Source organism: Rothia gullae, from assembly GCF_024294905.1.
Lineage (GTDB): Bacteria > Actinomycetota > Actinomycetes > Actinomycetales > Micrococcaceae > Rothia.
In genome coordinates, this window is sequence record NZ_JANCOC010000006.1 from 27,202 (window position 1) to 39,654 (window position 12,453).

At 58.7% G+C, this 12,453-nt stretch carries 10 protein-coding genes and 1 riboswitch; of the genes, 3 read left to right on the forward strand and 7 right to left on the reverse strand.

Going from position 1 to position 12,453, the window contains the following annotated elements; genetic code table 11:
- Window positions 1–244 precede the first annotated feature (244 nt).
- Both NML54_RS05010 and NML54_RS05015 read right to left on the reverse strand, forming a co-directional pair.
- Window positions 245–1,669, reverse strand: coding sequence for an MFS transporter (locus tag NML54_RS05010; RefSeq protein ID WP_254756288.1), 1,425 nt, complete (start codon window positions 1,667–1,669; stop codon window positions 245–247).
- A 160-nt stretch (window positions 1,670–1,829) separates the two neighbouring features.
- Entirely contained in the window at window positions 1,830–2,063 is a 234-nt protein-coding gene (locus tag NML54_RS05015; RefSeq protein WP_254756290.1) for a DUF4235 domain-containing protein, read from the reverse strand.
- Window positions 2,064–2,329: 266 nt separating this feature from the next.
- Window positions 2,330–2,430, forward strand: a riboswitch (TPP riboswitch).
- A gap of 58 nt (window positions 2,431–2,488) precedes the next feature.
- On the opposite strand from NML54_RS05015, the gene NML54_RS05020 reads away from it, so the two are divergent.
- From NML54_RS05020 to NML54_RS05030, 3 genes are all read left to right on the forward strand, one after another.
- Complete coding sequence (locus NML54_RS05020) at window positions 2,489–3,121, forward strand: ECF transporter S component (protein WP_254756292.1); 633 nt, start codon at window positions 2,489–2,491, stop codon at window positions 3,119–3,121.
- An 88-nt stretch (window positions 3,122–3,209) separates the two neighbouring features.
- A complete protein-coding gene (locus NML54_RS05025; protein WP_254756294.1) occupies window positions 3,210–4,835 on the forward strand; it encodes an ABC transporter ATP-binding protein in 1,626 nt (541 codons plus the stop codon).
- The gene (locus tag NML54_RS05030) at window positions 4,832–5,629 is read left to right on the forward strand and encodes an energy-coupling factor transporter transmembrane component T family protein (RefSeq protein WP_254756296.1); all 798 of its coding nucleotides are present in this window, start codon (window positions 4,832–4,834) and stop codon (window positions 5,627–5,629) included. The genes NML54_RS05025 and NML54_RS05030 overlap by 4 nt, the downstream gene beginning before the upstream one ends.
- 371 nt (window positions 5,630–6,000) lie before the next feature.
- Here the strand turns inward: NML54_RS05030 and NML54_RS05035 are convergent, their stop codons facing one another.
- The 5 genes from NML54_RS05035 to NML54_RS08985 all read right to left on the reverse strand — a co-directional run bounded on the left by NML54_RS05035 (window position 6,001) and on the right by NML54_RS08985 (window position 12,362).
- Entirely contained in the window at window positions 6,001–6,903 is a 903-nt protein-coding gene (locus tag NML54_RS05035; protein WP_254756298.1) for an aminotransferase class IV, read from the reverse strand.
- A gap of 274 nt (window positions 6,904–7,177) precedes the next feature.
- A complete protein-coding gene (locus NML54_RS05040) occupies window positions 7,178–8,446 on the reverse strand; it encodes a multidrug effflux MFS transporter (RefSeq protein ID WP_254756300.1) in 1,269 nt (422 codons plus the stop codon).
- An 888-nt stretch (window positions 8,447–9,334) separates the two neighbouring features.
- Entirely contained in the window at window positions 9,335–10,003 is a 669-nt protein-coding gene (locus tag NML54_RS05045; protein ID WP_254756302.1) for a nucleoside/nucleotide kinase family protein, read from the reverse strand.
- A complete protein-coding gene (locus tag NML54_RS05050; RefSeq protein ID WP_254756304.1) occupies window positions 10,000–10,491 on the reverse strand; it encodes a low molecular weight protein-tyrosine-phosphatase in 492 nt (163 codons plus the stop codon). The genes NML54_RS05045 and NML54_RS05050 overlap by 4 nt, the downstream gene beginning before the upstream one ends.
- A gap of 197 nt (window positions 10,492–10,688) precedes the next feature.
- Complete coding sequence (locus NML54_RS08985; RefSeq protein ID WP_254756306.1) at window positions 10,689–12,362, reverse strand: pentapeptide repeat-containing protein; 1,674 nt, start codon at window positions 12,360–12,362, stop codon at window positions 10,689–10,691.
- Window positions 12,363–12,453: the final 91 nt, after the last annotated feature.

A 12,453-nucleotide genomic window follows, 5' to 3' on the forward strand; every position in this document is an offset into this window, starting at 1 on the left:
GACGGGGCCTTACCCCCCCGGGGTTTCACCCCCCGCGCGCGGGGGGGGGGCCCCCCCCCCCCCGTAAATCCCCCCCGGCTCCACCCCCCTTTATAACCCACCGGGGGGGGGGGGGCCCAACAACATTCTTAACCCCGCCCCTCCCTTGTGTATTTGCAAGGTTCCATTCGCGCGGTTGCGTTTGCAGGATTGTGTATGCGGGGTCTGCAGGATTCTTAGCCCCACAACGCCTTACCGGGCAGCCTTACTGGGCGGCCTTGTCGCGGCGCTTCTGCTCGCGGCGAGCCGCACGCACACGTAGCGGACCGGGCGCCTTCACCGGCAGTAGCAGGAGCAGGCCCGCCACCACAACGATTAGAATACCGAGCACACCCCAAATCTGTGCGCCCATGATGCTCACGAACAGGCCGAACAGCATCGGTGCCAGGAAGCTGGTGGCACGACCGGTGGTCGAGTACAGGCCGAACAGTTCACCCTCAGTCCCGGGCTCGGCCAGGCGAGCCAAGAAGGTGCGTGACGCCGACTGTGCCGGGCCCACGAATAGGCACAGCAGCAGGGCGCATATCCAGAACACGCCCGGTTCGGGGAAGAACAGCAACGGGGTAGCCGCCAAGATAATACCGACCAGCGAGATAACAATAATCGCCTTCGGGCCCAGATAGTCATCCAGGTAGCCGCCCAGGATCGCGCCAACCGCAGCGACAGCGCTACCGGCAATACCGAACAGGATCACCTCGGAAGTGCTGAAACCGAACGTGCCCGCCGCAAGAATACCGCCGAACGTAAAAATACCGGACAGACCATCACGGAACACCGCCGAAGCAATCAGGAACCACAGGGTCTGCGAGGACGTCATCTTCAGGCGACGAATCGTGCGCCACAGCGCCTTGTAGGAAGCGAGCAGGCCGCCCTGACGAGCCGGGGAGAGACGCTCCATACCGAGCTCCAGGAAACGTAGCTCGCGGGTGGGCAGCACCTCCGGCAGGAAGCGCTCGCGGGTGCGCATACGCACCAGCAGCGGCAGGCAGAAGATCAAACACCAAGCGGCGGCGAACAGCGCGACCGCACGGATATTCAGGGCGTTATCGGTGGTTAGGCCGAGTACTTCGGGGGTAAGCACAAAACCCCACAGCACCACAGCCAGCGCCAGGATACCGCCAATGTAGCCGGCAGCCCATCCGGCGCCCGAAATCTTACCGATATTCTCCGGGTGGGAGATGCGCGGCAGCACGGCGTTGTAGTTCACGTACGCGAACTCGCTGAACACGCTTGCCGCAGAAATCAGGGTGACACCCAGCCACAGGTACTGCGGGGTGGGCCCCACGAAGAAGCACGCCGCCATCGAACCAACCAACAGTATGGTGTTCACACCGAGCCAGAAGATGCCGCGACCGGACTTGTCGTTACGCTGACCGGTGACCGGCGCCAGGATTGCAATGAGGAAACCGGCAATGGTCAGACCCAATGACAGCGCCGATGAGGTCTCTTCGGGAGAGCCAAAGTAGCTGCTGGTCAGGTACACGGTGAAGATGAAGGTCGTCATAATCGAGTCGAAGCTTGACGAACCAACATCCCACATGACCCAGGACGCGACCGAGCGGCGGCTGTTCGCGTGGTCAACAACCCTACGCGGAGCCTTCGTCTTACGGCGGGGAGAAGAAATAGTCATAGTTGTGCTTTCGGATGCCGAGGTGGCGCTTCAGCGTAGCAGCGGCATGAAACCGGCTGAAGTAGAGCGGGCGTGCTGAAGAAGGAACACCAGGCGGTACGTACCGAGTGGAGATACGTACCGCCTAGTTCATGAACTTTCGCGCGGAAAGCGCAAAGTCTTAGTTGAAGAAACGACGCTGCAGGCGAGCAATACCGAAGCTCACCACAGCACCCACGACGGAGGTCAGAACGGTCCAGAGGATGACCTGACGCAGGGTATCTTCAGACTCGTGGGAAATGGCGGGAGGCTGGTTACCGGTAGCCTTGGCCCAGGCTGCGCCCAGACCCTTACCAACCAGGGCTGCAGCGCCCATGTTGATACCCGCAATAGCAAGCTTAGCGACGGGGTTCATGTGTATCTCCTTAGCTGTATACGATGCGGCGTCCTGCCCGTGAACCCCTTCGGGGTTGGGCGAGAAAAGAGCGCCACTCCCTAGCGTATAGGGTTTAAGGCGTTCGTGCCGCCTTGGAGCCGCTCCGTCCCAAAATTGTACACCGTGCAATTTTGTAATGAGGGCAGAAGAAGAAAACAAAAAGCCGCAAATTGGCGCGAACAGCCAGACACGTCTACAATCGAACCTGGGTTCCCACCCGCACCACAACGGCACGGACAAAGAACCCCAAACGACAGGGGAGCGCCACCGGGGCGCTGAGAGTGCTATGCAGACCCTCGAACCTGATCCGGTTAGTACCGGTGTAGGGAGTCGAATTTCTTCTCAATGCCCTCGTCCAATCAGAGGGCGAGGACATTCCCCTTCCAACGACGGAAGGACCACCAATGTCACAGAACGCAACCCCCGCCTCCCAGGCATCTACCCAGGCAGAAGCGAAGAAGCCGAACCTGCGCTGGCGAGTCAACGAAATCGTTATCGCCGCAGTTATCGCAGTAGCCTGCGCCGTCATCTTCTGGATCTGGGACATCGCAGTCAGCCCCGCCACCAAAACCGCCCTCGTTGCAGCGCCCGAACTCCGCCCCCTCATCGGCGGCGCATGGCTGCTCGGCGGCACCCTCGGCGGCCTGCTCATCCGAAAGCCCGGTGCCGCACTCTTCTGCGAAATCGTCGCTGCCTTCATCTCCGTACTCTTCACCGGCGGTGCATGGAGCGGCGAAATCCTGCTCGCAGGCCTCATCCAGGGTATCGGCGCTGAAGTTGCCTTCGCAATCTTCCGCTACCGCCGCTGGAACGCAACCGTTGCCATCTTCGCTGGTGCACTCTGCGGCCTGTTCATGGGCGGTAACGAAATCTTCATCTACTACCCCGACATGGAACCGGTCAAGGCAATCATCTACGTAGCATGCTCCGTCATCTCCGGCGCAGTCATCGCAGGCTTCCTCGCATGGATTCTCGTGCAGAACCTCGCCAAGACCGGTGTGCTCTCCTCGCTGGCATCCGGCAAGACCCGCCGCTAACCACCAGCAACTAGCTACCAACTAGTCACTCACCACGAGTCACCACTCGGTACACTACAGCAGCCACACAAAAGGCTAAGGAACCATCATGGAAGCAACACCGCGCGGGGCGCGCATCGAGCTCAACAACTTCAGCTGGCACCACCCCGGACGCCCAGAACCCGTCATCAGCGGACTCAACCTCACCATCAACCCCGGTGAAAAAGTACTGCTACTGGGAACCTCCGGCGCCGGCAAATCAACGCTCCTGCACGCCATCGCCGGTGTGCTCCACGATGACGACGGCGAATCCGCCGGCGGCACCATCACCATCAACGGGCAAGCACCCGCCGAAGCACGCGGCACCGCAGGCATGATGCAGCAGGACCCCGAATCCTCCATCGTCATGGCAACCGTCGGCAACGACGTAGCCTTCGGCCCCGAAAACCTGCGCGTACCCCGCGAAGAAATCTGGGGCCGCGTCACCGAAGCCCTCACCGCCGTAGGGCTCAACCACCTGCCCCTCGACCACCCCAGTAGCGCACTGTCCGGCGGACAAAAACAGCGCCTCGGCCTGGCGGGCATCCTCTCGATGCACCCCGGCGCCATGATCCTCGACGAACCCACCGCCAACCTTGACCCCGCCGGCGTGCAGGAAGTACGCGACAGTATTCTTACCGCCGCGCAAGCCACCGGCGCGACCCTGCTCGTCGTAGAACACCGGGTGAGCATCTGGGCACCGCACATGGACCGTATTATCGTGCTCGGCGAAGGCGGCACCATCACCCACGACGGCGCACCCGACACCGTACTCACCGAAGCCCGCCAAGAACTCATCGACGCAGGCGTGTGGATACCCAACTACGTGCCGCGTGTACCGCAGAACGACAGCGATAGCGAACACGGCGAAGCGCTACTGCGCGCCGAAAACCTCAGCATCACCCGCGCACAACCCACCCCCAAACAACGACGCGCACGCCGACGCACCATCAAACGCCTCGGCGACACCCCCGCACCCGCACCCACCGACCTGCCCATACTGCGCAGCGGCATCAACCTCACCCTGCACGCCGGCGAACACCTCAGCGTGCTCGGACCCAACGGCGCCGGCAAATCAACCCTAGCCCTCACCCTTGCAGGGCTACTCACCGCACCCAACGGCACCCTCACCGCCACCGATGCACTGCGCGACCACAACGGCAACAACCACGATAGCGACCAGAGCAGCGGTGGCGAGCGCGCCCACTGGGACATCCCCACCTGGACCCCCGCCCAAATGCTCAGCCGCATCGGCTACGTCTTCCAAGAACCCGAATACCAATTCATCCGCGGAACCGTACGCGAAGAACTCGAACTCGGCCTCCGCCGACACGCCGCACTCATCCGCAACCCCCTCAACGAAGACACCCTCGCAGCCCGCACCAACGAACTCGCAACCCGCCTACGCCTCACCCACCTACTCGACGCCAACCCCTTCACCCTCTCCGGCGGCGAAAAACGCAGGCTCTCCGTCGCCTCCGCACTCGCCACCGCACCCAAAATCCTCATCCTCGACGAACCCACCTTCGGCCAAGACGCACGAACCTGGGCAGAACTCGTCGACCTCATCCGCGAACTCCTCGCAGGCGGCACCGCCGTCATCTCCATCACCCACGACGAAGACTACACCGCCGCACTCGGCGGCAACCATATCACCCTCGAAGCCACCGCAACCCCCGGAAAGGAGAACGCATGAACACCGACTTCTTCGGCACCATCGACCGAACCAGCTACTTCAGCAACCTCAACGCCGGCGTAAAACTCATCGTCTCCTTCACCCTCATCATCGCCGCACTCATCGTGCGTGACCCCCTCACCTCCGGAATCCTCTTCGCCCTCGAACTGCTCGGATTTATCCTCGTCGGATTCCGGCCCGTTAACGTCCTCGCCCGCTTCTGGCCCATCCTCATCGCCGTCATCACCACCGGCTGGTCCGTCGCCATGCTCAGCGCCAAAAGCGGCACCACCATCCTCGACCTCGGCTTCAACAGCATCACCACCGACTCCGCCGCCGTCGGCGCGGCCATGATGATCCGCTCCCTCGCCATGGTCCTACCCACCCTCGCATTCGTACTCACCACCGACCCGACGGACCTGGGTGACTCTCTCGCACAAACCTTCAAACTGCCCTCCCGGTTCGTGCTCGCCACCGTCGCCGCCCTGCGCCTCGTCGGTATTCTCTTCGCCGAATGGAACGCCCTCGGCCAGGCACGACGTGCCCGCGGACTCGGTGCAGGCCAATCCCTCGCCGGACGCGCCCAAACCTTCGGCGGTCAGAGCTTCGCCCTGCTTGTGCAGGCTATCCGCCGCGGCTCCCGTCTCGCCATCACCATGGAGGCGCGCGGCTTCGGCGCAGGCGAACGCACCTGGGCTCGTGTGCCGTCCTATTCGTCGCGTGACATGCACGTGAGCATTGCTGCCGCCGTCATTATCGCTGTTGCGTACGGTGTATCTATTGCGGCGGGTACGATTCAGTTCCTCTGGGGCTAGACCGTTCCGACAGTAGCTTGCGGTTCCGCTTTCGTGGCTCCGCTTGGGAGACGATATTCGCCCTCGTTCCTACAGGGCACCCGCCCTCGCAGAGCTCGGGCACCCTGATGTCACTACGGGCGATACCGTCTTCCCGCGCTGGGATACGTCGCGGGTGCCGCATATTTCCTCCGCGCCTAGCTCCACTTGGGACATGAGTAGGGAGGTGCCCGCACACTTCCTTCGCTCCTACAGGGGCACCCGCCCTCGCAGAGCTCGGGCACCCTGATGTCGCTTCAGGAAGGTAAACGCACCTCCTGCCCTTGACCGTAGACAGCACAAAGGGACGGTATTATCCTCGCTCGGATAATACTGTCCCTTTTTGTACGCGTTTAGCTCTGCTGCGCCAGGTAGTTCAACAGCGTCGCGGTCAGCTCCGGGTCATGTGCCAGCGCCGTGCCGTTCAGGTGAGTCACCGGCGCAATCAGACGCACCGACGAGGCCAACCACACGCCGTCCGACTCAAACAAATCCTGCGGGTAGAGCGGACCGAAGCCCAGCTCCCAGCCAGCCTGGCGTGCCGCCTCGAACACCGCACCCTGCGTGGTGCCGGGCAGGATGCCGTGGCTCGGCTCGGGCGTGTACAGTACCTTCTTGCCGTCCTCAATCTTGGCAACCAGCACCGAGGAGGTGGCGCCCTCCAGCACGCGACGCTCGTCGGTGATGAAGATAGCGTCGTCCGCGCCGCGCTCCTGCACGTACCGTAGGACCGCCATGTTCACCGCGTAGGAGAGGGTCTTCGCACCCGCCAGCAGCCACGGGTAGGCACTGTTGTCCATCGGCTCATGGCCGCGCGGTAGCAGCATCGCCTTCACACCCTCGGTGCGGCGCTTCACAATGGAGGCGGGCACCGGCGACGCCATAATCAGCGTGTACGGGCCCGGCTGCATGGATGTCACCGCCTGCGTGGGGCCGCGCGAAATAATGATCTTCACGATGTGCTCTTCACCCAGCGCAGTCTCGGCACCGGCGGTCGCCTCACGCATGAGGCGCCCCACCGCCGAACGCAGAATCTCGGGTTCCGGGTCGGGCAAATCCAGCATACGCGCCGACGACTCGAGGCGGGACAGGTGCATGCCGAGCTTACGCACGCGGCGGTTGACGGACAGCATGGTCTCGAAGACGCCGTCGCCGCGGGTGAAACCCTGATCATCAACGCTGATGAGGGGCACGGACGGGTCAACGAAGATGCCCTGCGGGTTCTGCTCGTTCAGAAGAATAACGGTACTAGACATAGTCTTATTGTACGTTCGCATCCAGAACCAGCGCGGGATGACGGTACTCGCCCTCGTTCCTACAGCGGCAGATGGACGAGACATGCAGAAGGGGCAGTGCTATCCACGCTCCTACAGAGGCACCCGTCCTCGCTTCGCTTCGGACACCCTGAGGGCGCATCAGGAAAACATGGCAGCCCCTACGCTTCATATACGGGCGCAGCAAAGCCCCGGAAGCACAACCCTTAGCAGGTTGCCCATCCGGGGCTATAGCTACACAAAAATTAGCAACAGGCTAGTGGCCCGCCGCCGGAGCACCCTGACCTTCACCAGCGCCGTGGCTCTCACCGTCTGCCGAGTAATCCGAATCCTTACGCGGCGTAGTCCACAGCACCAGCGCCGTCAGGATTGCGAAACCAAAAATGGAGAAGCCCATCGGCAGGTACTCATGCTCACCGGCAAACGACACCAGCGGCGCCGCCAACGCGCCCAGCAGAGCCTGAACCGTACCCATCACCGCCGAAGCACTACCCGCCATATGGCGCACCTCATTCAGCGCCAACGCCGAAGCATTACCAAAAATCAGGCCGCACGAGCTGGTCAGCAGGAACAGCAGAACCAGGGTCGGCACCAGCGAAATACCGACAAGGAAGCTAACCAACAGCAGCGAAGACACCACCAGCAGGCTCACCACGCCAACATTCACGATGCGGCGCTGCGCCACACGACCAACCAGCTTCGTCGCAATCGCGCTGAACAGCACAATGCCAATCGAGTTCACACCGAACACGATCGTGAACTCAGTCTCGGACAAGCCCATAATCTTCTGCAACACAAACGTCGAACCGGAAATGTACGAGAACAGCGCACCAAACGCGAAGCACATCGTCAGCATGAAACCCAGGTAGCGGCGAATCTTGAAGACCTTCGGCAGCTCCGAGTACACGCTCAGGGCGGTGCCCTGGTAGCGTTCCTCAACCGGCAGGGTCTCCTTAATCACGAAGATCACGCCGAGCATCATGATCGCGGTAATCACACCAAGCACATGGAAAATATGGCGCCAGTTACCCCACGACAGCACCCAGCCACCAAACAGCGGCGCAAGCACCGGCGCGAAGCCGTTAATCATCACCATGATGCCTATGAGCTTAGCGGTCGCCAGACCCTCAGTCGTATCAGCCACGATAGAACGCGCCAACACCGCACCAATCGAACCGGTGAAGCCCATCATGAAACGCGCAAAAATCAGCAGCTCAATATTCGGAGCGAAACCACACGCCACCGTCGCAATAAAGCAGATGACCGCACCGATCAGCAGCGGCTTGCGGCGGCCCGTCTTATCCGACAGCGGACCCACGACCAGCTGGCCGAGCGCCATACCCACCATGAACGCACTCAACGTCAGCGATGCGTTCGTGCTGGTGGTATTCAGGTTCTCAGCGACTGAAGGCAGCGCCGCCAGGTACATGTCCGTAGCGAGCGGTGCGATAGCGGTTAGCAGCGCCAGAACTACGATAAAAATGGGCGATAGCCCGAATGAGGTCTTAGCCGACTTCGAAGACATATGTCTTAGTTTTTCTTTCTGTGTGATGCGCGTGCAACGGCGCCTGCGGCTCTACAAAACATGGATGCGGCGGTACCGCTCCGGGGGTGAGTATGCGCAGGCTAGAAGTACAACTTGTTCACCGTAGCAGAATTGGGCGTGGCTTCGTAAGTTAAATGTTTGATATTTTTTGAGCTGGGTTGGGATGGAGACGGGCTCGCAGATGGTGCGCAGAAGGGGGGTGTTATCCATGCTCCTACAAGGGTTAGGGGAGGGTACGCCACATATTTCCTCCGCGCCTACGCAGGGGCACCCGTCGCACAGACGCTCCGCCTCTCCTTGCTTTGCTACGGAGAGCGTCTGTACGACACCCTGAGGGCGCTTCCGGAAAACGTGGCTACACCCTACGCGTACTGGAGCAAAAGGGCGGTGTTATCCACGCTCCGTTGGAGAGATAACACCGCCCCTTGAGCAGTTTGCTTTAGTTTGCCAATCAGCAACCCCCAGCCCATGTAGAAATATTTGAAAAATATTCTTGAGAAGCATTGCTCGGTGCGACCGCATAACTTACATTGGTCATATCACGCGATACGACCGGAGGGAGCACCTCAGATGCGCAACCACTATTACAAATATTTGCTATGCATCCTGCTGCTCATAGCTTGCGTCTTGCTCGTAATCCTTGCTGTGCTTTCTAACAACAACCCGGGTAACGAAAAAGACGGCACTGCCTCCACACACGCGCCGAGCAATACCTCAACCTACTGGGATAAAGACCGCATGGAATCCGCTAGCCCGGCTCCCATGCCCGAGTAAAACAGCGCCTGAATAAAACTGCCTCTAAATAGCGTAGGGCCCAATGCTTCCAGATACACAAAGCATTGGGCCCTACTGTATTGTAGGCGGCTACTACTGCGCCGCACTGTCGTAGATGAAGTCCACGGTCGCGTAGTCCTCCGGGATTTCGGCGAGTAGCGCCTCCTCCTGCTCCGCCCAGCGTTCCCAATGCGGGCGGAACGTGTCACCGTCACGAGCCATGGCGCGTTCGTAACGCACCTCGTCTGGGACAATGGCGAGAATACGCACCTCGCAGGCGCCCGCAATCGCGCCGACACCCTCACAGATGATGACCTGCGTAGCCGCCGGGTCGACGGTGCGCGCCTCACCGGGGGCGCCCGCCTCCCAATCCCACGGGGTGTAGGTCCCGGCAATACCTTCGGTCAGCTGCACGGACAGCGCGTCCCAAGCCTCCACACCGTCGAAGAGGCCGTCCCAGCCGGGGTAGAAGTCGTCCAGGTGCAGCACGTGCACGCTGTGCCCGGCGGCGGTGAGCTCCTGCTCAAGCTGCGCGGCGAGGCTGGTTTTGCCGGTGCCGCTGCGGCCGTCAATGCCGATGATTAGCGGGATCTGCGCGAAGTCCGCGAGGAACTGCTCACGGAATTCGGTGAATTCGGCGGTGTCCATGTCAAAGTCGTTGCCGATGCCGTGCTCCAGGCGCAACATGTCTTTGCAGAGCTCCAGGATTTCGGTGGTGCCGGTGACGCGGCGGTTCTGGTTCAGGGGGATACGCTGACTCACTGGGCGTCGCCTTCCTGCTTGAGGTGGTTGATGAGGCCGCGTGCGGCGGCGTCAATGAGGCCGGTGGTGTACACGAAGTCGCGTTCGCTACCGTACCAGGGGTCGTAGATGCCGAGCTGGTCCAGGTGGGTGGTGGTGACCTTCGGGTCGAAGCTGCGCATCATGCGGATCTTGGCTTTGTCCTCGTCGTTGCGGGCGAGGGCTTTGAGGCGCAGGTAGTGGGGTGCGTCCATGGCGAGGATGAGGTCGTTGCGGTCGAAGTCCTCGACGGTGAAAACGCTGGCGCGGTGCGCGGATGAGTCGATACCGCGGGTGGTGAGCTGCGCGGCGGCGCGCGGGTCGATGCGGTTGCCTTCTTCTTCGTTGCTGATGCCGCTGGAGGTGACGGTGACGGGCACGCCGGCTTCTTGGGCGTGCTGGCGGATGAGGTATTCGCCGACGGGGGAGCGGCAGATGTTGCCGGTGCAGACAGTCATGATTCGGTACATGGTTCTAGTGTATCGGTGGGGTAAAGGGTGGTTGGGCGCTGGTGGGTGATTGGGGTGGCTTTGTGGGCGGCGCCGTGACGGGTGGGCGGATGACGGGCGGATGCGCTCGCCGCCTGGGGGTGGAGAGAGAAGAACGCTACCGGACCCGGACGCGAAGAGGCCCCGCCGGCAAGGGGCCGGCGGGGCCTCTTAAATATTTAGGGAAATATTGTATTCATATTTCCTAGCATCTTGTGGGAGGGGCTGATATCTCTGGCCGGGTTGCTGTATATTTTAGTTTTTCCTTTAATGATATATGCTTGTGAGCCAATCGGGTAATACATATTTTCAGCTTTGAAATTTTTATCCTTGGGAATGTATCCAATATGAATAAAATCAAATTGATGCCTAGATGAGTATATGAATTTTGCCCAAAGGAATGTATCGTCTTTAAAGTTTCCGGCAGCGTAAACGAAATATGCCAATTGGCTAAATGATGATTGCTGAAAGTTGACGCTCCAATGGAGACGTGAGTTTTTAAAATCTGCTGAGGTGAATTCAACTCGCTCGAAATTTGAACCTTGCATAAATTTGGAATCTCTGAAGAGTGCATCTGTCTCAAAATGAGTTCCACGGAAATCTGTGAACCCAAAGAACCGAGTATCCCGAAAATCTGCAATTATGTTGCTTTCAGCTTTTTTGAATCGGGAATTCCAGAATTTTGTATAATCGTTCGATACCCAATTGATTTCTTCTGTTTCTCGACCCATCATGTCCATATGGAAATATGAGCCGGTAAAGAGCGCGTTCAAATGGAATTCAGCGGTGGAAAAATCTGATACGCCATGGATTCGAAGGTGCTCGGCTTTCATGGAATCATAGAAATGAGCTCCGTAAAACGACAGTGTTTTATCAAAAACACTCTTTGAGAAATTTGTAAATCCATGAAATTTAGATTTTTCAAAGTTAATGTCGGAATGAAAAGTGCAGTTTTCAATCTTCGCATTAATCCATTTTGAGTTTTTAAATGATGTATTGGGGTAGAAATTCGCATGACTAAAATCTGCGTTTGGAAAATGCATGCCATCGAGTGGGTAAAATACTGGAGCATTTGTGAAATTGAAGTTGAAAACTCCCCAAGATTGCTCTAGAATTTCATCGTTGTTTTTGCATTCTGTATAGTTTTTCATGTATTTGGTTCTTGTTTTAATTTCGCCAAATAGAAGTTGTCGGACATTAGCTTCGTCTCTAGGCGCCTTGTTTGATTTGAGAGCGTATTCTGTGCATTTTTCCGGCATTGATTGAATATATGCACAGATATTATTGATAATTGTTTGACCTTCTTCTTTACGTTTTTCTAAGTCGCTAATAGATTCATCTGTAAGCCATTCATCGACCAAGGTAACAAGAGTATAGATACTCCCCAGGCGGATTGATGCTTTAGTATCTGCGAGCTGCTCAATAGCCTTGGCGTAGCGACTGCGGCGCTCTGCATGAACCTCGCGGATATGGTCGTTCTTGTTTTTCTCCTTCTCCTGGTTGTTCTTTCGGTGAGTCTCGCCAAGGGTGATGACACCCAAGACACCACCAGTGGTGTAGAGAATGAGCTGCCGAAGAACCCGACCGTCATCATCCTTACCGAACCCGGAATTGAAGGCAACAGGGAGGAGGAAGGCAAAGATACCTCCGAGGACAGCGACAGCTGCAATCGACGCATAAAACGGCTTAACCTTTTTAACTTTAGGAAGGTAGTCAAAAACAAAAAGTATAACTGCAACTGTGCAGGCTATAAGTATGCCTATCGCTACCCACTGGGCGACAACGTCCCATGTTGCGTCTCCTGGGCTTGGAATAATGAGCTGCGTGGGAGATGGGCTAGATTCTGGTGTCACTTATGTTTCTCCTGTCTTCTCTGATAGGAACGGTCGCCTTTCAGTTTAGTGCAAATCTGTCTGACCGTTGCTTTCAACAGCCACATACAGA